The sequence below is a fragment of the Nocardioides endophyticus genome (genome assembly GCF_039543845.1).
Taxonomy (GTDB): Bacteria; Actinomycetota; Actinomycetes; order Propionibacteriales; family Nocardioidaceae; genus Nocardioides; species Nocardioides endophyticus.
In genome coordinates this window covers 42157-64022 of sequence record NZ_BAABKN010000011.1, presented here as the reverse complement: position 1 = coordinate 64022, position 21866 = coordinate 42157, and the positions used below count along the sequence as shown (strand labels likewise).

Annotated in this window: 20 protein-coding genes; 16 read left to right on the top strand and 4 right to left on the bottom strand. The window is 69.7% G+C overall.

Annotated elements, in window-relative coordinates:
• Positions 1 to 45 precede the first annotated feature (45 nt).
• From ABEA33_RS08750 to ABEA33_RS08740, 3 genes are read left to right on the top strand one after another with little or no spacing between them, the layout of a single operon-like run.
• Complete coding sequence (locus tag ABEA33_RS08750; RefSeq protein WP_345526373.1) at positions 46 to 1284, top strand: PspC domain-containing protein; 1239 nt, start codon at positions 46 to 48, stop codon at positions 1282 to 1284.
• A complete protein-coding gene (locus tag ABEA33_RS08745; protein WP_345526372.1) occupies positions 1281 to 1634 on the top strand; it encodes a hypothetical protein in 354 nt (117 codons plus the stop codon). Before ABEA33_RS08750 ends, ABEA33_RS08745 begins: the two co-directional genes overlap by 4 nt.
• Positions 1631 to 1828 carry a PspC domain-containing protein gene (locus ABEA33_RS08740; protein ID WP_345526371.1) on the top strand — a complete coding sequence of 66 codons (198 nt, stop codon included), beginning with the start codon at positions 1631 to 1633 and terminating at the stop codon, positions 1826 to 1828. The genes ABEA33_RS08745 and ABEA33_RS08740 overlap by 4 nt, the downstream gene beginning before the upstream one ends.
• Here ABEA33_RS08740 and ABEA33_RS08735 read toward each other — a convergent pair.
• The 4 genes from ABEA33_RS08735 to ABEA33_RS08720 all read right to left on the bottom strand — a co-directional run bounded on the left by ABEA33_RS08735 (position 1792) and on the right by ABEA33_RS08720 (position 6496).
• On the bottom strand, positions 1792 to 2802 hold the full coding sequence (locus ABEA33_RS08735) for a glycerophosphodiester phosphodiesterase (protein WP_345526370.1): 1011 nt from the start codon (positions 2800 to 2802) through the stop codon (positions 1792 to 1794). The two genes, ABEA33_RS08740 and ABEA33_RS08735, sit on opposite strands and share 37 nt — an antisense overlap.
• Positions 2803 to 2931: 129 nt before the next feature.
• The gene (locus tag ABEA33_RS08730) at positions 2932 to 5313 is read right to left on the bottom strand and encodes an FtsX-like permease family protein (RefSeq protein ID WP_345526369.1); all 2382 of its coding nucleotides are present in this window, start codon (positions 5311 to 5313) and stop codon (positions 2932 to 2934) included.
• A gap of 68 nt (positions 5314 to 5381) precedes the next feature.
• Positions 5382 to 6068 carry an ABC transporter ATP-binding protein gene (locus tag ABEA33_RS08725; protein WP_345526368.1) on the bottom strand — a complete coding sequence of 229 codons (687 nt, stop codon included), beginning with the start codon at positions 6066 to 6068 and terminating at the stop codon, positions 5382 to 5384.
• Between the two features lie 62 nt (positions 6069 to 6130).
• The gene (locus ABEA33_RS08720) at positions 6131 to 6496 is read right to left on the bottom strand and encodes a peptidase inhibitor family I36 protein (RefSeq protein WP_345526383.1); all 366 of its coding nucleotides are present in this window, start codon (positions 6494 to 6496) and stop codon (positions 6131 to 6133) included.
• A gap of 220 nt (positions 6497 to 6716) precedes the next feature.
• Here ABEA33_RS08720 and ABEA33_RS08715 point away from each other — a divergent pair, with 220 nt between their 5' ends.
• From ABEA33_RS08715 to allB, 13 genes are all read left to right on the top strand, one after another.
• Positions 6717 to 7271, top strand: a complete 555-nt coding sequence (locus ABEA33_RS08715) for a YbaK/EbsC family protein (protein ID WP_345526367.1) — start codon at positions 6717 to 6719, stop codon at positions 7269 to 7271.
• Positions 7268 to 8179, top strand: coding sequence for a hypothetical protein (locus tag ABEA33_RS08710; RefSeq protein ID WP_345526366.1), 912 nt, complete (start codon positions 7268 to 7270; stop codon positions 8177 to 8179). The genes ABEA33_RS08715 and ABEA33_RS08710 overlap by 4 nt, the downstream gene beginning before the upstream one ends.
• Before the next feature lie 58 nt (positions 8180 to 8237).
• A complete protein-coding gene (locus ABEA33_RS08705) occupies positions 8238 to 9971 on the top strand; it encodes an ABC transporter ATP-binding protein (protein WP_345526365.1) in 1734 nt (577 codons plus the stop codon).
• Positions 9968 to 11710, top strand: coding sequence for an ABC transporter ATP-binding protein (locus tag ABEA33_RS08700; protein ID WP_345526364.1), 1743 nt, complete (start codon positions 9968 to 9970; stop codon positions 11708 to 11710). The genes ABEA33_RS08705 and ABEA33_RS08700 overlap by 4 nt, the downstream gene beginning before the upstream one ends.
• 137 nt (positions 11711 to 11847) lie before the next feature.
• Positions 11848 to 12885 carry an LLM class F420-dependent oxidoreductase gene (locus tag ABEA33_RS08695; protein WP_345526363.1) on the top strand — a complete coding sequence of 346 codons (1038 nt, stop codon included), beginning with the start codon at positions 11848 to 11850 and terminating at the stop codon, positions 12883 to 12885.
• Positions 12885 to 14039, top strand: a complete 1155-nt coding sequence (locus ABEA33_RS08690) for an acyl-CoA dehydrogenase family protein (protein WP_345526362.1) — start codon at positions 12885 to 12887, stop codon at positions 14037 to 14039. The genes ABEA33_RS08695 and ABEA33_RS08690 overlap by 1 nt, the downstream gene beginning before the upstream one ends.
• Before the next feature lie 52 nt (positions 14040 to 14091).
• Positions 14092 to 15948: an AMP-dependent synthetase/ligase gene (locus tag ABEA33_RS08685; protein ID WP_345526361.1), complete on the top strand. Its 1857-nt coding sequence runs from the start codon at positions 14092 to 14094 to the stop codon at positions 15946 to 15948.
• Positions 15949 to 16137: 189 nt separating this feature from the next.
• Positions 16138 to 17214, top strand: a complete 1077-nt coding sequence (locus ABEA33_RS08680) for an acetamidase/formamidase family protein (RefSeq protein WP_345526360.1) — start codon at positions 16138 to 16140, stop codon at positions 17212 to 17214.
• On the top strand, positions 17211 to 18707 hold the full coding sequence (locus ABEA33_RS08675; protein ID WP_345526359.1) for an AtzH-like domain-containing protein: 1497 nt from the start codon (positions 17211 to 17213) through the stop codon (positions 18705 to 18707). Before ABEA33_RS08680 ends, ABEA33_RS08675 begins: the two co-directional genes overlap by 4 nt.
• Before the next feature lie 75 nt (positions 18708 to 18782).
• A complete protein-coding gene (gene uraD, locus ABEA33_RS08670) occupies positions 18783 to 19277 on the top strand; it encodes a 2-oxo-4-hydroxy-4-carboxy-5-ureidoimidazoline decarboxylase (protein WP_345526358.1) in 495 nt (164 codons plus the stop codon).
• Entirely contained in the window at positions 19274 to 19591 is a 318-nt protein-coding gene (gene uraH / locus ABEA33_RS08665; RefSeq protein ID WP_345526357.1) for a hydroxyisourate hydrolase, read from the top strand. Before uraD ends, uraH begins: the two co-directional genes overlap by 4 nt.
• A 1-nt stretch (position 19592) precedes the next feature.
• Positions 19593 to 20438, top strand: coding sequence for a factor-independent urate hydroxylase (gene pucL, locus ABEA33_RS08660; protein WP_345526356.1), 846 nt, complete (start codon positions 19593 to 19595; stop codon positions 20436 to 20438).
• 5 nt (positions 20439 to 20443) lie between these two features.
• A complete protein-coding gene (allB, locus tag ABEA33_RS08655) occupies positions 20444 to 21781 on the top strand; it encodes an allantoinase AllB (protein WP_345526355.1) in 1338 nt (445 codons plus the stop codon).
• Positions 21782 to 21866: the final 85 nt, after the last annotated feature.

Here is a 21866-nt window from a genome sequence, read left to right as displayed (position 1 = left end):
GCGTCCCCGATGGTCTCGACGGCGCTCAGCCAGCAGGCTTGTGCCATGACCACCACACCGCCCGAAGCACCATCCGGCCCGCCACCGCAGGACCCCACCGGGTCGACCGGCCCGCGGGTCACCCGCGACGAGGTCCGTGACCTCGGCCGCCTCCGCCGCTCGACGACCGACCGCAAGGTCGCAGGCGTCGCGGGCGGCCTCGGCCGCCACCTCGACGTCGATCCCCTCATCCTGCGGGTGGCGTTCGTGGTGCTCGTCTTCTTCGGCGGCGCCGGTCTGATCCTGTACGGCGCCTGCTGGCTGCTCGTCCCCGAGGACGGCGACGACAAGGCGCCGTTCAACCTGGACGAGCGGACCCGCACGGTCGCTCTGATGATCGTCGGAGCGGTCGCCGCGCTGGCGCTGATCGGGGACTCATGGGGCGCCTTCTGGTTCCCGTGGCCGGTGGCGATCGTCGCGCTGATCGCGTTGTGGTTGCTGACCCGCAACAACCCGCCCACGACACCGCCCGTGCCTGGCGTGCCGCCCGCGCCGTACGACCAGACGTACGCCGCTCGGACGGACGCCCGGGAAGCTCCGACGCAGGACAACCCGTACGCCGCCGCCGCGGCACCTGGCCCGCACTATCCAGCTCAGTACCCGCCGCAGCCGCCGTACGTCGCTCCCCCGGTCGTGCAGCGCGTCCCGAACCCGCGCAAGCGCGGACCGATCCTCTTCTGGTTCACGATCGCCCTGATCGCGCTGGCCGAGGGGGTGCTCGGGATCGCGGACCTGGCCGGCGCCGACATCGCCGACCCGGCGTACCCCGCTCTCGCGGTGGCGATCTGCGGCGTGATGCTCGTGGTCGGCGCGTTCTTCGGCCGGGCCGGCGGCATCATCCTGGTCGGACTGATCGCCACCGTCGGCCTGGCGGGCGCCACCGCGGCGAGCGAGTGGGAGGGCGACCAGATCAACGTGACACCTACGACCGCCTCGTCCCTCGACGACCGCTACTGGCTCGACGCCGGCGAGCAGGTCATCGACCTGCGCGACGTCTCCGACCTCACCAGCCTCGACGGCCGCACCCTCGAGGTCGAGGGCGGAGTCGGCCGGATCGAGGTGATCCTCCCCGAGGGGATGGGCGCCCGGGTCACGGCCGACGTCGACGGCCCCGGTCATGTCGATCTCTTCGGTGAGGAGCACGGCGGGATCGACGTCAGCAGCGGAGCCTCCGTCGAAGGAGATCCGCACATCACCATCGACGCCCATCTGGGTGTCGGCGAGATCGAGGTGAGCAACAGATGAGCACCACGCAGATCGAGCGTCAGACCGGGCGCCACCCCGTCAACGTCGGCCACCTGGTCATGGGGATCGCCTTCCTCGGCCTGGTCGGCGTCTGGGCACTGATCCAGAGCGACACCGTCGACGGCAGCGAGGTGCGCTGGCTGCTGCCGGTGCCGTGGGTGCTGGCCGGTCTCGCCGGCCTGCTCGCCATCGGCATCTCGGGCAGCAAGCGCTGGACCACCCGCCAGACCGGCTGGGTCCCGGCCACCGAGCCCACGGCCACCGAGCCCACGGCGTACGACGACGACATCACCACCGACGACATCACCACCGACACCACGGTCCTGGAGACCGACGAGGAGAACCGATGAACACCACCGCCAGCAAGCGACTCACCCGACGCAGCAACGACCGGATGATCGCCGGCGTGTGCTCCGGCGTGGCCGACTACCTGGGGCTCGACGTGACCCTGGTCCGGCTGCTCACGGTCGTCGCCGCCATCTTCAGCGTGGGCGCGGTCGCCGTCGCCTACATCGCCGCGTGGATCTTGATGCCGGAGGCGTGAAGGCGTCGGGCCTCGAGAGTCGTGTCCGGCTGATCGGTGAAGAGCCCGTCCACCCCCGCGTCGAGGAACGCCTGCGTCTCCTCGATGGAGTCACCGGGGTCGGACGGGCTCTCGCCACGTCGGTAGCCGGTCGGCAGGAAGACGTTCTCGTCACGCATCGTCCAGACGTGGACCTGTAGGCCGATCGCATGCGCGTCCACCACCAGCGACGACGGGGCACCGATCGTGCCGGTGCCGGGGTGTCGCGGCAGGACCAGGTCCTTCGCCACCCCGACCGCGTCCGCCCACTGGGCCACCCGCCGCAGGCCGGTCGCGGTCACCAGATCGCTCTGCACGCCACTTGGTCCCGGTGCCTCGACCAGCTGCACCAGCGGCAAGCCGGTGCGTGGCCGCAGCCACTGGAGATTGGTGGGGTCGAAGGACTGGATGAAGACCGGAGCCTCCGGCCCGCCGAACCCGTGCACCGAGAGCGTGTCGAGCAGCGGCTCCTCGAGCGCGAGGCCGAGGTCGGCGAAGTGCGCCGGGTGCTTGGTCTCGGGGTAGACGCCGATCTCGCGTCCCAGCCGCTCGGACTCCGCCGACAGGAGGCCGAGGATCTCGTCGAACGTCGGCACGTCGTACCGCCCGTCGAAGCGGGTGTTCTGCGGCCGCAGCTCGGGCAGTCGCTCCACCACCCGCAGCGTCTTGAGCTCGGCGAGCGTGAAGTCCTCCACGAACCAGCCCGACACCGCGCGCCCATCGAGCTCCTTGGTGGTCAGCCGGTCCGCGAACTCCCCACGCCGCCCGACGTTCGTCGTCCGGCTGATCTCGGCCTCGTGCCGCGCGACCAGCACGCCGTCCTTGGTCGAGACCAGGTCCGGCTCGACGTAGTCCGCCCCGAGGGCGATCGCCAGCCGGTACGCCGCCAGCGTGTGCTCCGGCCGGTAGCCGGAAGCGCCGCGGTGCGCGATGACGAGAGGGGGAACCTGTCGCATGCCGTCAGCACAGCCCCGCCCCGTGTCCAGGTGACCCGCGTGACATGAACGTCGGATGACGAGAGAGAACACATGTAACGCAGCGGCTGCGCGTGTCGGTCCGCCAGCCCCGGTGGTTGAGGAGGCGGCTCAGATAGCAGTCCGGTCGCTCGGCCGCAGCCGCGTCGTCGCCAGCCACCCACCGGCCAAGCATGCGACAAGGCACGAGCCGATGATCACAAGAAGCCAATCCCACGGAATCGTGAAGTCGAAGCCAGGGAGCCGAGAGAGTGCGGTCGCCGAAATCGGCCCAGCGATGACGATGGCGAGAGACGCCGCTACGGTTGTGATGATGCCGAGCTCCAGCAGCACGACCTGGCGCGTCCAGCTCGCCGGAACACCTACGGCGACGAGCGATCCGAGCAATCGTCGCAGCGATGCTGCGTGCGCTCGGACGACCAGCATGGACACACCGACGACCATGAGCGAGAGCGCCACGAGGGCCAGGTAGAAGATGGGCGGAGCGCGGACTGGGTCGGGCGCGTGGAAGACCTTGACGAAGTAGGGGTCGAGTCCCGACGCGTCCAACGCCCGCTCTACGTCCGCCCGGCTCGACGCCGACACCGACGTGAACACCACATCGCTTTCGACTACGGGCAGGTCCAGGTCGGTAGCCGTGGCCTTCAAGACGTAGCCAACAGTGGACACCTCCCATACGGGGTCGAGGTCAACGGGCGCGGCAGGGAGCTGAGCAATCGGGGATCCCGATGCGAACGACAGTTCGAGCACGTCCCCGTGCGCACTTCCGCGATAGAGGAGGCCGCCGTTGTTGAGGACGGCAACCTGCGAGCGGGTGAGCTCGTGACCATTCAGTCGCTCCAGGTCGTCGGGAGAATCGACCGCCGCCACACCGCCGACGCCGAGGACAGGAACGCCGACATGGTCCTCAGAGGTCTCCAGTTCAGACACGATGACGGGCCGGTCGACGTCGGGGCCGAGCGCTCGGGCGACGAGCTCGACAGTCTCAGTCGGGGGCGTCTGGGCACCTTCGCTGAGGATGCGCACCTGATCGACGCCTGCTTGTGCGACCCGATCGGCCTCGTCAGTCTGGATCATCGTGGCCAGGACGGTCGCGAAAGCAAGCGGGAATCCCCAAGCGGCCGCGACAACGAGGATCGATACGACCGAACGACCCCGATTCTCGACCAAGTGCCGATGTGCGAGGAGTCCACGAAGGTGCGTGGTAGAGACGAATCGTAGACAGAGATTGAGAAGATCAGGAGTGAGCAGGAACAGGCCGATGGTGAGCGTTGCGATCCAGGTCATGGCTGCGCTGACGTCCCCAAGCGGCAGACCTTGGCTCATGATCGCGAAACCGGCCACGAGACCTGCAGCAACCCTGCGGGCGGATGCCCGAGATCCCGCCGAGGGAAGCGACACACGGCGGGTCGCCGCAGCGTGCCGATTGTTAATCTGCTGCTGACTGGCATGGACCCAGACAACACCGACGGCGCATCCAAGGAGTGACATGGCGAGAAGCAGAGCGAGGGTCGACACCAGGTCGGGGTAAGGAGCTAACGGGGCGGTCATGAAGCGGGTCAGCACTGGCCGCAGGGCGAGTCCCAACGTGGCGCCAACCGCCCCCCCGACAATCGCCGCAGAGATCACGAGAACTACCGCGGTCGTGGCAACCGCTGTCGTAACCTGCCTCCTCCGCAGACCGATGGACCGGAGCGTGGACATCGTCCGCTGCAATCGATAGGCCGCTGCGCCGAAGACCACCAGGGCACTCAGCAGTGGGAGTGCGAGGCTCGGAATCTTCCATCCCAGCGGGTAGGCCGAAGCGAAGTCCGGCCGGACTGTCCCCAGGATCCTCGTTCGCTCCTTGACTTCCTCCGCTGCGGTCTCTGGAACGACGCTTTCTACTGCGGCAAGCACTTTCTCTGTACCACCCGTGCTCCACCACAGCGATCCCCGGAGGTCGAGTGCCTCAAATCGCGTGCTGATGACGTCGAGGTCGAAGGAATCGAAGGTGCCCGGTGCCGCGAGAATGCGACCGGCCCGCGTCGCGTAGCGATCCTCGACAATGCCGACGACGTCGACCTTGGCCAACCCCGATAGCAGCGGCATCCTGCTGAGCTGCTCACCGGGCACGCGCCTTGCAATTTCGTTCGATACGGCGACCTCGCCTGGGCGTGAAGGCCACCGTCCGTCAACGAGAACGAATCTCTCCGGGTACGGCGCTGCCGTCCAGTCTCGTTCTTGGTAGGTCGATCGAGGCGTGCCAGGCAGGGACGGCGACAAGTCGAAACTCGTGAGCTCTGCCTCGACGCCCTCGGCCCCCGCCTCAGTGGCGGCCTGGACAGCTCTGCCTATCGTTGCAGTCCGGGACTGCGGCGATCCGTTCAAAGGCAGCGAGACGGAGTAGCTGAAACGGCCGAGGTCACGCTCGGCAACTTGCTTGCCGTTCAGCGTGAACGAGCTCTGCAGGATGAAGAGCGTGACCAGACTGGCGACGACAACCGTGACCACGAGAGTAGCGCGACGCATCGCGGTGCTCCGAAGGAGCCTACGGCTGGTCCGCATCACGACAAGCGACGTCATGACCGCGTCTGCGCCCTGCTGAGATTCCCGTCGGTCATGGCGTAGACCGCGTCTGCAAACTGCTGCGCGAGCGGATCATGCGTGGCCAAGACGACGCAAGTCCCTGCCTCGCACAGGACTCTCAGGACCTCGAAGAGAGCGCGGGAGTTGGCTGAATCCAAGGCGCCCGTGGGCTCATCAGCCAGCAGGACGTGACGACCTCCGACCAACGCTCGGGCAATCCCGACACGCTGACGCTGGCCTCCTGAAAGCTGCCTCGGGAACCGATTGCCGAGGTCCTCGATTCCCACAGCTGCCAACTGCCGCTCCGCCTGCGAACTCGCCTCGCCCCAGGGCACTCCTGCCACTTCCAGAGGAAGCATGACGTTCTCGCGGGCAGTGAACTCGTCGATCAGATTGTGATCTTGAAACACGACACCCATCTCCGCCAGGCGAAAGCGAGTGAGCTCCTTGTCGCTCAGGCCAGTGATCTCGCGATCGTTGACTCTGATCGAGCCGTTGTCGGGCCGATCAAGTCCAGCAATCAGGTTCAGGAGCGTGGTCTTGCCTGACCCACTGGCGCCCAAGACGCAGACAAACTCCCCCCGCATGGCGTTGAAGTTCAGCTCGTGAGCGGCCGTGACGACATCGACACCGGTCGAGTACGACCTGGTCACATTTCGAAGAACGATGGCGTCGGGCACGTCAGGAGACATCCCACCATACGGGGAGAGCTGGCGGCTGCGAGTGAGCCGATTGCGCACGCCTAGCAGCCGCGGTCTGTCCGCCAGGACGACAGCTCATCGCTGTTGAAGACACCGACATTGCCGTCGGAGTCGTTCTTCGGCATGTTCCGGCAGTTGTCCGAGTTCTCGTCGACGAAGTTGTAGTACCAGGCGGCGTTCGTCCCTGTGTTGTTCTTCCACGAGTCCATCCGGTCGTTGTTACCAGACGACACGTCCACACGGCCGCCTTCTGCCGCCCGGCTGCCGATGCGATCCTGGAAGTTGTTGTCATCGAAAATGCAGGCGCGGTTCGAGGCGCACCCGTCGACTGCCGTTGCAAGCCCCGGCGCCCCGGCGCCCCGGCGACTACGGCTAGCCCCCGGCGAGACCGGCGAGCGCGGTCGCAACCACGCCAAGTTTTTTGTTCATGTTTCCTCCAGGTGAGTGGAACGACCTCGGACGGCCCGATGCCGTGCTGCGAAGGAAGATCTACCAGCACGGACGCCCGGCCGTCAGTGAAGACATGACGCAACGAAGACTTTCTGTCTGAACTTGTCACGCCTATGCCAACTTTGCGCTCGGTGAGAGTTGCGTCCATGTCACCTTTCGCCGAGCGAGGATGAACCCATGACGACGCCGACCCTGGGCCGCCTCGAGAGCGTGCCCGCCCTGGACCGACCCGACCTCCTCGCCGACCCGGTGGCGGAAGCGCTCCGCGGCTGGGCGCACGCCGCCGAGGTGGGCGTGGTCGAGATCGACCCGGCGATCGCGGACACCGCGGCGATGTCGGAGGCCTACGAGCTGGGGCTCGACACCGGGGCCAACTGCGTGGTGGTCGGTGGTAGGCGCGACGGCGAGGAGCGGGTGGCCGCCTGCCTGGTGCGCGCCGACACCCGGGCTGACGTCAACAACGTCGTCAAGCGCACGCTCGACGTGCGCAAGGCGTCGTTCCTCTCGATGGACCGAGCAGTCGAGGAGTCCGGGATGGAGTACGGCGGGATCACGCCCATAGGGCTGCCGGAGGGCTGGCGGCTGCTGGTCGACCCGCGGGTCCTGGACATCGAGGTCGCGGTGATCGGCTCCGGCGTACGCCGCTCCAAGCTGCTCATCCCCGGGAGACTCGCCGCCGATCTCCCGTACGCCGAGACGATCGAAGGGCTCGCAGGCACACTGTCGCCATGAGGTGGCTCGTCATCGTGCTGGCGCTGCTCGCTGCCGGCTGCTCCTCGAGCGACCCCGGCGACGCCGCCCCGGACGCGAGCCCCTCGCCCTCGCGGTCGATCCGCACGCTGTCGCCGCTGCCGATGCCGACCAAGCCCCCGCCCACCGGCAAGCTGATCGCCGACATGCGGCAGTCCTCGCGCGATGCCGCCGCCGGCCGGATGGAGGTGTGGGTCGACAACGACACCGCCGACGAGATCCTGCCGACCCGGATCACCTACAGCGACCCCCGGTTCCGCACGGAGCTCCGCGGCACCCGGCTGCGACCGGTCCCCTCGCAGTCCGAGCGCGGCTTCCCGCTCTACCTCCCACCACGACCGGCCTGCGACCACCCGCGGGGCAGCGGCACCGTCACCGTTGAGTACGGCGAGACCCGCAGGACCATCGAGGTCGAGGACTCGACCGACGTGGCCGGTCGGTTCACCACCTCGCGCTGCCTCGAGATCGCGATCGCCGACGTCGCGGACCTCTCCTGGGACGACGAGGTGCCCTCCAGCGGCAAGGTCGGCGATCCCGGGACCCTGACGCTCGTCGTACGCCCGAGCGGCAAGCCGGGTCAGACACTGACCATCGACACCGTCTCGGGTACGCCGCTCCTCGCTCCGGTCGGCACCGACGTGTGGCGACCCGACGCCACGATCCGCGGCACCGACGCACCGTCGCGCATCGACCTCCCGATCAAGCCCAACCGCTGCGACGACCACGGGTTCATGGAGGCCGGCGGCGCGACAGCGTTCAAGATCGGCCTGCAGCTCGACGGCAAGCCGGGGCAGATCACCCTCCGGATGAGCATCCCGGGCGCGAAGAACGCGATCGACTTCGCCAAGGCGTCCTGCGGGTCGCTCGACACCGTGTCCGGCGGCGAGTGACGGCCGTCACCGCGAAAACAATTCGCTGACGAAGGGGTTCAGTCTCTAGCGTGGGTGAGTGCAGAGACTCCCCCTCGACCATCCAGGTGTCGCGGAGACCGGCACCCCGGGGAGGTTCCTCTGGTGGATGGCCCGGCGGCAGTGGCGCACCCTCGCCGGCGGGATGTTCTTCGGCATCGTCTGGATGAGCGCGCAGGCCGTGATGCCGGCCGTGATCGGCCACGCGATCGACGACGGCGTCGCCGCGAAGGACCGCGAGCAGCTGGTCGAGTGGGCCGCCGTGTTGTTCGGCATCGGGCTGGTCCAGGCGGTCGCCGGCATCATGCGGCACCGGTTCGCGGTGACCAACTGGCTGATCGCGGCCTACCGCGTCGTCCAGCTCGTCACCCGGCAGGCGACCCGCCTCGGCGGCACCCTCCCGCGCAAGGTGTCGACCGGCGAGGTCGTGGCCATCGGCACCAACGACCTCTCCCACATCGGCCAGGTCATGGACGTCTCCGCCCGGTTCGCCGGCGCGGTCGTCTCGTTCGTCGTCGTCTCGGCGATCCTGCTCCAGACCTCGGTCACGCTGGGCCTGGTCGTGCTGGTCGGCGTACCTCTGCTGATGCTCGGCGTCGCCCCGCTCCTCGGTCCGCTCCAGCGCCGCAGCGCCCACCAGCGCCACCTGATGGGCCGCCTGTCCAACACCGCCAGCGACATCGTCGGCGGCCTGCGCGTGCTGCGCGGCATCGGCGGCGAGCAGGTCTTCCTGGACCGCTACCGCCGCGAGTCGCAGACCACCCGCGGCGCCGGCGTCCAGGTCGCCAAGCTGCAGTCGGTGCTCGACGCACTCCAGGTCTTCCTGCCGGGCCTCTTCGTCGTGGTCGTGGTCTGGATCGGAGCCCGGTACGCCGTCGAGGGCACGATCACCCCCGGCGAGCTGGTCGCCTTCTACGGCTACTCGGCCTTCCTGATGATCCCGCTGCGCACGGCGACCGAGTTCGCCAACAAGGTCATCCGCGCACGCGTCGCCGCGACCCGGATCGTGCACGTGCTGTCACTCGAGCCCGAGGTGACGGTGCCCGCCGAGATCGCCCCTTCCCCGGCCGCCGGCTCCGACCTCGTCGACACCCGCACCGGCCTCCAGGTGCGCGCCGGCCTGTTGACCGCCATCGTCAGCGAGCAGCCCGACGACTCCGCCGAGCTGGCCGACCGACTCGGGATGGCCGCCTCGCCGGTCGACGACGAGGTCCGCCTCTGCGGCGTACCCCTGACCTCGCTCGACCCGACCGAGGTGCGCGAGCGCATCGTCGTCTCGGACACCGGCGCCATGTTCTTCTCCGGTCGGCTCGGCGACAACCTCGACCTCACCGGCCACGGCGACGTCGAGCGAGCCCTCGACACCGCGTCCGCCGCCGACGTGCTCGAGGCCCTCACCGACGGGCTGGACACCGTCGTCGCCGAGCGCGGGCGCAGCTTCTCCGGCGGCCAGCGGCAGCGGCTCGTGCTCGCGCGGGCGCTGGCGATCGACCCCGAGATCCTGGTGCTCGTCGAGCCGACGTCGGCCGTCGACGCCCACACCGAGGCTCGGATCGCCGCCCGGCTCCGCGGTCATCGTGAGGGCCGTACGACGGTCGTCACCTCGACCAGCCCGCTGATGCTGGACGCAGCCGACGCCGTCGCTTTCCTCGACAGCGGCCGGATCGTGGCCGTCGGCACCCATGAGGACCTGCTGGCGACCGACCCGGCGTACCGCCGCGTCGTCACCCGCGAGTCCGAGCCCGAGCTGGCCGTGAGCGAGGCGTCGCGATGACGACTCACCTCCCCGTCGCGGACAGCCGCACCGTCCGCACGTACGTCGGCACCCTCGCCCGCCGGCACCCGAAGATGCTGTACGGCGCTCTCGCCCTGCACGTCTGCGCCGCCCTCGCGGCGCTGGCCGCACCGCGGCTGCTCGGTGGCCTCGTCGAGGCCGTCGAGGAGGGCACGACGGTCGGCCACGTCGACACGATCATCGGGCTGCTCGCGTGCTTCCTGCTCGCGCAGACCGTGCTGACCCGCTTCGCCCGTTACCTCAGCCAGGTGCTCGGCGAGCAGGTGCTGGCCGAGCTCCGCGAGGACTTCGTCGACAACACGCTCGCGCTCCCGGTCGGCGTTGTCGAGGAAGCCGGCTCGGGCGACCTGCTCACCCGCACCAGCCGCGACGTCGACCAGCTCGGCTGGTCGGTGCGGATGGCGCTGCCGGAGTGGACCATCGCCGTCATCACCGCGGTCCTCACCCTCGTCGCCGCCGTCAGCGTCGGCTGGTGGGTGGCGGTGCCGTGCCTGCTCGGCGTACCTCCTCTGGTGATCGGGCTGCGCTGGTACCTCAAGCGCGCCAAGGACGGCTACCTGCGCGAGAGCGCGACGTACTCCCAGATCAACGCCACCCTCACCGAGACCGTCGAGGGCGCCCGCACCGTCGAGTCGCTCGGGCTCGGTCAGCGGCGGGTCGAGGCGATGGACGACGACATCCGCACGTCGTACTGGGCCGAGCGGTACACGCTCTACCTGCGCACGGTCTTCTTCCCCAACATGGAGATCGCCTACCTGATCCCGACGGTGGCGACGCTGCTCTTCGGTGGCTACCTCTACACGCAGGGCCAGGTATCGCTCGGCGCCGTCACCGCGGCCACGCTCTACGTGCAGATGCTGATCGACCCGGTCGATCGGATCGTCTCGATCCTCGACGAGCTCCAGCTCGGCGCCGCCTCGCTCGCGCGCCTGCTCGGCGTGGCCCAGGTGCCCGACGACCGCGAGGTCAGCGGCCGCGAGCCCGACGGCGAGCGGCTGGCCGCCGACGACGTCCGCTTCTCGTACGCCGAGGGGCGCGACGTACTGCACGGCGTCTCGCTCGACGTGGGCGCGGGCGAGCGGATCGCCATGGTCGGTCCGTCCGGCGCCGGCAAGTCCACCCTCGGCCGTCTGCTCGCGGGCATCCACCCGCCGCGCACCGGCTCCGTGACGGTCGGCGGCGTCGGGCTCACCGAGCTCCCGCTCGACGACCTCCGCGGCCACGTCGCACTGGTCACCCAGGAGCACCACGTGTTCGTGGGCTCGGTCCGTGAGAACCTCGTGCTCGCCCGACCGGGGTCGTCCGACGCCGACGTCCGCGGCGCGCTCGCTGCCGTCGACGCGCTCGACTGGGTCGAGGCGCTGCCCGACGGCCTCGACACCGAGGTCGGCTCGGGCGGACATGCGGTCACCGCCGCCCAGGCCCAGCAGATCGCGCTGGCCCGCCTGGTCCTCGCCGACCCGCACACGCTCGTGCTCGACGAGGCCACCTCGTTGATCGACCCGCGCGCCGCTCGGCACCTCGAACGCTCGCTCGCCGCCGTACTCGAGGGCCGCACCGTCATCGCGATCGCGCACCGGCTCTTCTCCGCCCACGACGCCGACCGGGTCGCCGTCGTCGAGGACGGTCGGATCGCCGAGCTCGGCTCCCACGACGAGCTGGTCGCCGCCGGCGGCTCCTACGCCGCCCTCTGGGACAGCTGGCACGGCCGGGGCTGAACGCCGAGTCGGCGCAGATTGACCCGCCAGTCGGCGCAAACTGACCCGAGTGGGGTCACTTTGCGCCGACTCGAGGGTCACTTTGCGCCGACTCGATCTCTTGCCCCGACCACAACCGTGACAGTTATGCTGTCACAATGAAGCTCTCGACGCCGCTCATGTACTCGGGCAACCCACGGGAGGCCGCCGACCAGGTCGTCGCCCTCGAGAAGGCCGGGCTCGACACCGTCTGGGTCGCCGAGGCCTACGGGTTCGACTCCCCCACGCTGATGGGCTACCTGGCCGCCAAGACCGAGACGGTGGAGATCGGCGCCGGCATCCTCAACGTCTTCTCGCGTACGCCGAGCGCGCTGCTGCAGACCGCCGCCGGCCTCGACAACGTGTCCGGCGGTCGCGCCGTCATCGGCCTCGGCGCCTCCGGACCCCAGGTGATCGAAGGCTTCCACGGCCTGCCGTACGACAAGCCGCTCGGCCGCACTCGCGAGGTCATCCAGATCATGCGCCAGGGCCTGCGCCGCGAGCGGCTCGAGCACCAAGGCAAGATCTTCACGCTGCCGCTGCCGGCCGACCAGGGCCTCGGTCTCGGCAAGCCGCTGAAGATCCTGACGAAGGTCGAGCGCAACTTCGTCCCCATCTGGGTCGCGTCGCTCGGCGACAACAACGTCGCGATGACCGCCGAGGTCGCCGACGGCTGGCTGCCCTTCCTCTTCCTGCCCGAGAAGGCCAAGACCGTCTGGGGCGACGCGCTCGCCAAGGGCACGGCGAAGCGCTCCGCCGACCTGGCGCCGCTGGAGATCTCCGCCGGCGGCATGGTCGCGATCGGCGAGGGCGAGGACACCAAGAAGCTGCTCGACTTCATGCGCCCGCTCTACGCGCTGTACGTCGGCGGCATGGGCGCCCGCGGCAAGAACTTCTACAACGAGCTCGCCTGCCACTACGGGTACGAGAAGGAGGCCAAGGAGATCCAGGACCTCTACCTGGGTGGCAACAAGCGCGACGCCGAGGCCCTCGTCCCCACGGAGTGGCTCGAGGCCGGCAACCTGGTCGGCCCGGCGTCGTACGTGAAGGAGCGGATCGCCGCCTTCAAGGAAGCCGGCGTCACCAACCTGCAGATCTCCCCGGCGTCGGGCGACCCAGTGGCCACCGTTGCGCAGATCAAGGAGTGGGCCAGCTGATGTCTACACGTCCGTCCATCTACGAGCAGGAGCACGAGGACTTCCGTGCCTCCGTCCGGACCTTCCTGGAGAAGGAGGTCGTCCCCTTCCACGACCAGTGGGAGAAGGACGGCCAGGTCAGCCGCGAGGTGTGGACCAAGGCCGGCGAGGCGGGCCTGCTCTGCTTCGACGTCGAGGAGGAGTACGGCGGCGCCGGGGTCAAGGACTTCCGCTACAACACCGTCGTAGCCGAGGAGATGGCGCGGGTCGGCGCGAGCGGCCCCGGGTTCCCGGTGCACAGCGACATCATCGTCCCCTACATCTCCGCGCTCGGGACCGACGAGCAGAAGCAGCGCTGGCTGCCCGGCCTCGTCAGCGGCGAGATCATCTCCGCGATCGCGATGACCGAGCCCGGGGCCGGCAGCGACCTGCAGGGCATCCGTACGTCGGCCACCTACCAAGCCGACACGGGCTGCTACGTGCTCAACGGGTCGAAGACCTTCATCAGCAACGGCATCATGTCCGACCTGGTGATCGTGGTCTGCCGCACCGACCCGGACGCAGGCCACAAGGGCATCAGCCTGCTCGTCGTCGAGGGTGGGATGAAGGGCTTCGAGCGCGGCCGCAACCTCGACAAGGTCGGCATGAAGGCCCAGGACACCGCGGAGCTCTTCTTCGACAACGTCGAGGTGCCCAAGGAGAACCTGCTCGGCGAGGAGGGCTCCGGCTTCATCTCGCTGATGATGAACCTCGGTCAGGAGCGGATCTCGATCGCCGCCATGGCGGTCGCCGCGATCGAGCACGTCCTCGACATCTCGCTCGCGTACGCCAAGGAGCGCACCGCGTTCGGCAAGCCGATCGGGTCCTTCCAGCACAACCGGTTCGTGCTCGCCGAGATGGCCACCCACGCCCACATCGCGCGGGTCTTCATCAACGACTGCATCCTCAAGCTCAACGCCGGCGAGGTCGATCCGGCGCTCGCGTCGATGGCGAAGTGGTGGACCACCGAGCTGCAGAAGCAGGTCGTGGACGCCGGCGTCCAGCTGCACGGCGGCTACGGCTACATGATGGAGTACCCGATCGCGAAGGCCTTCACGGACAGCCGGATCCAGACGATCTACGGCGGCACCACCGAGATCCAGAAGGAGATCATCGGGCGTTCCCTGGGAGTTTGATCCGCCGCTACTGTGTGACGCACGCCACCGTGACGGTCCCGAGGAGCCCCCGATGCCCGACGCCGTACTCGCCGAACGAGCCCGCATCCAGGCCGAGATCGAGGGCCGGACCCTCGTCGACGCCCTGGCCGACACCGTGACGAGGGTCGGCGACGACCCGGCGTACTCCGACAGGCACCACGTGCCGGAGGGCGAGTCCTGGCGGACGCTGACCTGGGCGCAGACGCGTGAGCTCGCGCTCGACGCCGCGGCCGGGCTCATCGAGGCGGGGGTCGGGGTCGGCGACACCGTCGCGATCATGGCGACCAACCGGATCGAGCACTTCGTGGCCGACATCGGGGCCGTGCACGCGGCCGCGACGCCGATGTCGATCTACAACACCCTGGCGCCCGAGCAGGTCGCGTTCGTCGCCGGCCACGCCCACCCGCGCGTCGTGGTCCTGGAGGATGCGGACCACCTCTCCCGGTGGTCGCGCGCGATCAAGGAGCGCGACGACATCGCCCGGGTCGTGGTCATCGACGCCGACGCCGTCCCGGCCGGCGACCTCTACACCTCGTGGGACGACCTGGTCGCCTCGGGCCGGGCCTACCGTGCGGAGCACACCGCCGAGGTCGAGGCCCGGACCGCGGAGCTGAGCCCCGACGACCCGGCCACGATCCTCTACACGTCCGGCACCACCGGCGACCCGAAGGGCGTGGTGCTCACCCACCACAATGTGCTCTTCGAGGCGATCAGCACGCAGGAGGCCGCCGGCCTGACGGAGGCCCAGGTCGGTGTCAGCTACCTGCCCCTGGCGCACATCGCCGAGCGGGTCCTCGGGCTCTACGGCCCGCAGATCCAGGGCAGCCACATGCACGCGATCGGCGACCCGGCGCAGCTGCTCGCCACCCTCGGTGAAGTGCACCCGACGGCGTTCTTCGGCGTCCCGCGGGTGTGGGAGAAGATCAAGACCGGCTTGTCCGCCAAGCTCGCCTCCGACCCCGACCCGGCCAACCGCAAGATGGTCGAGGACTCGATGGCGGCGGCGCTCGCCTGGGTGGAGGCGCAGGAGGTCGGCGGCGTGATGACGCCGGAGATCGAGGAGGCCTACCGCCAGGCAGAGGAGGGGATCCTCGGGTTCCTCAAGCTGCTGCTCGGCCTCGACCAGGTCACCTGGGCCGGCTCCGCCGCGGCACCGATGCCCCTGGACGTCGCGAAGTTCATGGCCGGCCTCGGTCTCAAGGTGTACGACGTCTACGGCATGACCGAGACCTGCGGCGCCGTGACCGCCAACGGGCCCGGCGGCTTCAAGCTCGGCACCGTCGGCCGCGCCAACCCGGGCATGGAGGTCAAGCTCGGCGAGGACGGCGAGATCCTGGTCCGCGGCCCGGTGAACACCCCCGGCTACCACCTCCAGGAGCAGGCGACCCGGGCGCTGATCGACGACGACGACTGGATCCACACCGGCGACATCGGCACCCTGGACGACGACGGCTTCTTCGCGGTCGTCGACCGCAAGAAGGAGCTGATCATCACCTCCGCCGGCAAGAACGTCGCCCCGTCCAACATCGAGAGCTTCCTCAAGGAGTCCCCGCTGATCGGCCACGCGATGGCGATCGGCGACGCCCGCCCGTACGTCGTCGCGATCCTCACCCTCGACGGTGAGATCGCACCGCTGATGGCCCAGCAGCTCGGCATCGAGTTCACCAGCCTCGCCGACCTTGCCGAGAAGCCGGAGATCCGGGAGATCGTGCAGCAGGCCGTCGATGCCGCCAACGAGCGACTGTCGCGGCCTGAGCAGGTGAAGTCGTTCGAGCTGCTCGGCGTCGAGTGGACCGCCGAGTCCGAGGAGCTCACACCGACGCTGAAGCTCAAGCGGCGGGTCGTGAACACGAAGTACTCCGACGTCGTGGACCGGCTGTACACGTGAGTCTCGCGGCAGGTGGTTTCGAGGCTCAGGCCTAGCGGCCTTCGCACCTCAACCACCGGTGTTGCCGGTGGTTGAGGTGCGAGGCGCGCCGGTGTCGGTGGTTGAGGTGCGAGGCGCGCCAGCGCCGAGCCTCGAAACCACCCCACCGTGGAACATCCCTGAAACAAGCGTTGCCTAGCCTCGGCCGGCATGAGCGAGGTGCTGCAGCCGGGGTCGGGGCCGATCCGCGGGTCGGCGTACCTGCCGTCGACGCCGGACCACGTGTTGTGGGGACGGCTGCCGTGCGCGATCGATGAACCGGTCCTGACGGTCGAGCCGGGGACCGAGGTCACCTTCGACACCGTCAGCCACGAAGGCATCCTCGAGGATCAGGGACGGGACCCCAAGGCCTTCTTCGGGCAGTACGACGTGGCCGCGGTGCTCGACGACGCGATCGAGATCGCGGCGAGCGAGGTGCCCCACACGTTCGGGGTGGACGGTCCGCACGTCGTCAGCCGACCGGTCCGCGTCGCCGGCGCTCGCCCGGGCGACCTGCTGGCGATGACCGTCGTCGAGACCCTCCAGCGAGTGCCGTACGGCGTGATCTCCAACCGACACGGGAAGGGCGCGCTGCCCGGCGAGTACCCGCGCGAGGGCGGGCTCTTCAGCGCGTTCGCCAGCGTCAGCGAGGACGGCGCCCACGGACAGCTGCCGCTGCAGATCGGCGGCGAGCACCTGGTCGAGTTCCCGCTCGCGCCGTTCCTCGGGATCATGGGCGTCGCCGTCGCAGGCGACGCACGCCCGCACTCCGTCCCTCCCGGCCGGCACGGCGGCAACATCGACATCAACCTGCTCACGGTCGGCGCCACGCTCTACCTCCCGGTGCAGGTCGAGGGGGCGCTGGCGTACGTCGGCGACCCGCACTTCGCGCAAGGTGACGGCGAGGTGTCGCTGACCGCGATGGAGGCGTCGCTGCGCGCCACCGTCCGCCTCGACGTGGTGCCGCACGAGGACGCCGTACGACGCTTCGGCGAGCTCGCTGGGCCGCTCGGCGAGACCGCCGAGCACCTGGTCGCGACCGGCATGGACGAGGACCTCGACGTCGCGATGCAGAACTGCGTGCGCAACGCGATCGCCCTGCTCGAGAGCCGCTACGGGATGGACCCGCGACTCGCGTACGCCTATCTCTCGGCCGCCACCGACTTCGACATCTCGCAGGTCGTCGACGTCGTGAAGGGCGTGCATGCGCGGATCCGCAAGGCGGACTTCGCCAGACTGTCTCCATGACGCAAGCACCTGTGCCCGACGGACTCGTCGACGCCTTCTGGGAGTACGAGCGCGCACTGATGTCCGACGACGTCCCCGCGCTCGACCGTCTCTTCGCTCCCGGGCCGACGACACTGCGCGGCGACGCCAACGGGCTGCTGGTCGGCCACGACCAGATCAGCGCGTTCCGCAGCGGTCGCGGCGGCGCCCCGCAGCGCCGGATCGTGCAGACCCACGTGCAGACCGTCGACGACGACCACGCGCTCGTCATCGCGGTCACCGAGCTCGAGCGCGGTGGCCGCGGCCAGCAGACCCAGTTCTGGGTCCGGACCTCCGACGGCTGGCGGGTCACCGCGGCCCACGTCTCCGTCCCCGCTCCGGCGATCGACACCCGGATCTGGCGCGTCATCGGCGACCCCCTCGTCGCGCCGACCGGCAGTGGTCCGCTCGACGGCGAGAGCGTCGCCGTCAAGGACCTGTACGCCGTGCAGGGCCAGCGGATCGGCGCCGGCAACCCGGCCTGGCTGGCCGACGCGCGCGTCGAACCGGTGCACGCCCGTGCCCTCGAGCTGCTGCTCGAGGCGGGCGCGTCGGTGCGCGGGATCACCCGCACCGACGAGTTCGCCTACTCCCTGGCCGGCACCAACGCCCACTACGGCACTCCGCCGAACCCGAAGGCGCCGCTGCGCATCTCCGGAGGCTCCACGTCCGGGTCGACCAGCGCGGTCTCGCTGGGCCACGCGACCATCGGTCTCGGCACCGACACCGGCGGCTCGATCCGGGTGCCCGCGTCGTACCAGGGTCTCTACGGCATCCGCACCACGCATGGCGCGGCGTCGGCCTACGCGCTGCTCCCGTTGTCGCGCTCCTTCGACGCGGTCGGCTGGGTGACCCGCACCCCGGAGCTCCTGCGGCAGGTCGCCGAGGCACTGCTGCCAGCGGGTCCGCGCAGCGCCGCGAGCGAGCTGGTCAGCGTGCCGGGCCTCACCGCGATCGCCAGCGAGGAGGTGGCGCTGGTCGTCGACCGGTACGCCGCCGAGCACGGCGCGATGCGGGAGTCGTGGGACCTCAGCGACCTGCCCGACTGGCTGCAGGCGTTCCAGACCCTGCAGGCCTGGGAGGCCTGGCAGGAGCGCGGCGCGTGGGTCGCCCCGCGGCTCGACGAACTCGGCGCCGACGTACGCGGGCGGTTCGAGGCGGCCTCGCTGATCGACGACGCCAGGGCGGCAGCCGCACGCCGGCTGGTCGACGAGGCCGGCGCCCGGATCCGCGAGCTGGTCGGAGACAGGGTGCTGATGCTGCCGTCCGCGGCCTCGGTCGCGCCGCTCATCGGCGAGGGGCTCGACGCCGTGCGGACGGCGAACATGTCGCTGACCTGTCTCGCCGGTCTGGCCGGGCTCCCGGCGCTCAGCATCCCCCGCAGCACCAGGGCCGGGCTGCCCGTCGGGGTCTGCCTCGTGGCCGGTCCCGGACGAGATCGAGACCTCTTGGACCTCGCGATCGACCTCGGCTGACGTTAACGTCTCTGAAACGGTTGTTTCGGTCCGGCTTTACATCGGATCCCTAGTGTCGCGGCTCGAGGAGGAACGTTGCTGCTCCAGGAGTTCAACGACGCGCCGGCCACCGAGGCCGCCGATGCGGTGCGCCCGTGTGTCGACATCGACAGCTGGGTGGACGGCGTCGTCAACGGCCGGCCGTACGCCGGGATCGCCGAGCTGCTCGACCGGGCCGACTCGCTGGCCCGGGCCTGGACGCCGGTCGAGGTCGAGAAGGCGCTCGCCGACCACCCGCGGATCGGTGAGCGGCACGCCGGCTCCGGCGCGAGCGCGCAGATGTCGGGCAGCGAGCAGGCGGGCGTCGACCCGCGCGACACCGACATCCAGCGCCGGCTGGCGGCGGGCAACGCGGCGTACGAGGAGCGGTTCGACCGCATCTACCTGGTCCGCGCAGCAGGCCGTAGCGCCGAGGAGATCCTGGCGCTGCTCGACGAGCGGCTCGGCAACGATCCCGAGACCGAGATCGCGGTGACGTCCGGGCAGCTCCGCGAGATCGCCCTCCTGCGGCTGGAAGGCCTTCTCTCATGAGCACCCTCTCGACCCATGTCCTCGACGCCGCCCTCGGCGTACCCGCCACTGCTCTCGTGGTCGCGCTCATCGGCCCCGACGCCGAGGAGCTCGCTGTGCTGGCCACGGACGCCGACGGCCGGGTCCGGTTCGACCTCGATCTCGCCCCCGGCGGCTACGGCCTCTACTTCGACACCGGCCCGTGGTTCGCGTCCTCGGGGCGGGACACCTTCTTCCCGGGCGTCTCGCTGGGCTTTGCCGTAGGCGGCGACGAGCACTACCACGTGGCGCTCCTGCTCAGCCCGTACTCGTACACGACCTACAAGGGGAGCTGACGTGGCAGTCGGAGACATCGTCCTCGGACCCAACCAGTACGGCAAAGCCGAGTGCAGGCTGGTGAAAGTCACCCGGGACACCGCGCGCCACGCGATCGAGGACCTCAACGTCACCAGCCAGCTGCGCGGCGACTTCGAGGCCTGTCACACCGAGGGCGACAACAGCCAGGTGGTCGCGACCGACACCCAGAAGAACACCGTCTACGCGTTCGCCCGCGACGGCATCGGCTCCCCGGAGGAGTTCCTGCTGCGGCTGGGCCGACACTTCACCGACGAGTTCGCGTGGGTGACCGGTGGTCGGTGGGCAGCCGAGCAGTACGGGTGGGAGCGGATCCAGGACGGCGACCACTCGTTCGTGCGCAGCGGCCGTGAGACCCGGACCGCGGTCGTCGAGCTCGACGGTGACCAGGCCACCGTGACCGCAGGACTCGAGGACTGCACGGTCCTGAAGTCCACCGGCTCCGAGTTCCACGGGTTCCCCCGCGACCGCTACACCACGCTGCAGGAGACGACCGACCGGATCCTCGCCACCAGCGTCACCGCGTCCTGGCGCTACGGCAGCGCGGACGTCGACTTCAACGCCCTGTACGAGGGCATCCGCGACCTGCTGCTCGCGACCTTCGCCGGCGTCCACTCGCTCGCCCTCCAGCAGACGATCTTCGAGATGGGCAAGGCCGTGCTGGAGAGGTACGACGAGGTCGCGGAGATCAGCCTGTCCTGCCCCAACAAGCACCACTTCCTCGTCGACCTGGAGCCGTTCGGCCTCGACAACCCGGGCGAGGTGTTCTTCGCTGCCGACCGCCCGTACGGCCTGATCGAGGCGACCGTGCAGCGTGCGGAGGCCTAGCCCGGATGCGCATTGACGCCGTACAGGCCCAGCGGGTGCTGATCGACGATGCCTTCAGGCCGGCCACCGTCCTGGTGCACCGCGGCCGGATCGAGGCGATCGAGCCGGTCGACCACGAGGTTGACGGAGTCGTGGTGCGCGCACCCGACACGGCGTACGTCGTGCCCGGTGTCGTGGACACCCACGTGCACATCAACGAGCCCGGGCGCACGGAGTGGGAGGGCTTCGTGTCGGCGACCGAGGCGGCTGCGCTCGGCGGCGCGACGACGCTGGTCGACATGCCGCTCAACTCCGTCCCGCCGACCACCACGGTCGAGCACCTGAAACTCAAGCAGGAGGCGGCCGACGGCGAACTCATGGTCGACGTCGGCTTCTGGGGCGGCGCCGTACCGGACAACCTGGCCGATCTCGAACCCCTGTGGGAGGCCGGGGTCTTCGGGTTCAAGTGCTTCCTGTCGCCGAGCGGCGTCGACGAGTTCCCGCCGCTCGACCCGGACCAGTTCCACACCGCGCTCACCGAGATCGCGCGCTTCGACGGGCTGATGATCGTGCACGCCGAGGACGCTGCGGTGCTGGACGTGGCACCCGTGACCCCGGGTCGTGCCTACCGCGACTTCCTGCTGTCGCGCCCCGACGCGGCCGAGCTGACCGCCATCCAGCGGGTCCTCGACGGCGCCCGCGAGACCGGCGCGAAGGTCCACATCCTGCATCTCTCCAGTGCGAAGGCGCTCGACCTGATCGCCGACGCGAAGGCCGAGGGACTGCGGGTCACCGTCGAGACCTGCCCCCACTACCTCTGCTTCGCGGCCGAGACCATCCCGGACGGTTCGTCGCAGTTCAAGTGCTGCCCCCCGATCCGCGACGCCGGCAACCGGGAGGAGCTCTGGCAGGGGCTGCGGGCCGGAGTCATCGACATGGTCGTCAGCGACCACTCCCCCGCCACCGCCGAGGAGAAGGGGCGCGGCGACGGCGACCTGCAGCAGGCCTGGGGCGGGGTGTCCGGCCTGCAGGTCGGATTCAGCGCGGTCGCCCAGGAGGCGCGCCGCCGCAACATCCCGGTCGAGGACGTCAGCCGCTGGATGTCGCGCAACACCGCCGACCTCGTCGACCTCGCCACCAAGGGCCGCATCGTGGTGGGCGCCGATGCCGACCTCGCCATCTACGACACCGGCGTCGAGTTCCGCATCGAGGCCACCAGGCTCGCGCACCGCAACCCGATCTCGGCGTACGACGGGATCCGGTACGGCGGCCGCGTCACCCGCACGGTGGTGCGCGGCAACGCCATCGACGTCGAGCACCCCGACCATCGGTGGGGTCAGCAGCTGAGGAGGCCCGGTTCATGAGGCCAGCAACCCCCGGCGGCGGTGAGCCAGCAACCGTTTCCGACCGCCACAGGTGCCGATTCGGTTGCCTGCTCACCGCCGCATG

Coding starts and splice junctions, on each gene's coding strand:
- allB (WP_345526355.1), top strand. CDS start 20,444: ATGCGCATTGACGCCGTACAGGCCCAGCGGGTGCTGATCGACGATGCC.
- ABEA33_RS08695 (WP_345526363.1), top strand. CDS start 11,848: ATGAAGCTCTCGACGCCGCTCATGTACTCGGGCAACCCACGGGAGGCC.
- ABEA33_RS08710 (WP_345526366.1), top strand. CDS start 7,268: ATGAGGTGGCTCGTCATCGTGCTGGCGCTGCTCGCTGCCGGCTGCTCC.
- ABEA33_RS08735 (WP_345526370.1), bottom strand. CDS start 2,802: ATGCGACAGGTTCCCCCTCTCGTCATCGCGCACCGCGGCGCTTCCGGC.
- ABEA33_RS08700 (WP_345526364.1), top strand. CDS start 9,968: ATGACGACTCACCTCCCCGTCGCGGACAGCCGCACCGTCCGCACGTAC.
- ABEA33_RS08715 (WP_345526367.1), top strand. CDS start 6,717: ATGACGACGCCGACCCTGGGCCGCCTCGAGAGCGTGCCCGCCCTGGAC.
- ABEA33_RS08685 (WP_345526361.1), top strand. CDS start 14,092: ATGCCCGACGCCGTACTCGCCGAACGAGCCCGCATCCAGGCCGAGATC.
- ABEA33_RS08690 (WP_345526362.1), top strand. CDS start 12,885: ATGTCTACACGTCCGTCCATCTACGAGCAGGAGCACGAGGACTTCCGT.
- ABEA33_RS08675 (WP_345526359.1), top strand. CDS start 17,211: ATGACGCAAGCACCTGTGCCCGACGGACTCGTCGACGCCTTCTGGGAG.
- uraH (WP_345526357.1), top strand. CDS start 19,274: ATGAGCACCCTCTCGACCCATGTCCTCGACGCCGCCCTCGGCGTACCC.
- ABEA33_RS08745 (WP_345526372.1), top strand. CDS start 1,281: ATGAGCACCACGCAGATCGAGCGTCAGACCGGGCGCCACCCCGTCAAC.
- ABEA33_RS08740 (WP_345526371.1), top strand. CDS start 1,631: ATGAACACCACCGCCAGCAAGCGACTCACCCGACGCAGCAACGACCGG.
- ABEA33_RS08680 (WP_345526360.1), top strand. CDS start 16,138: ATGAGCGAGGTGCTGCAGCCGGGGTCGGGGCCGATCCGCGGGTCGGCG.
- ABEA33_RS08750 (WP_345526373.1), top strand. CDS start 46: ATGACCACCACACCGCCCGAAGCACCATCCGGCCCGCCACCGCAGGAC.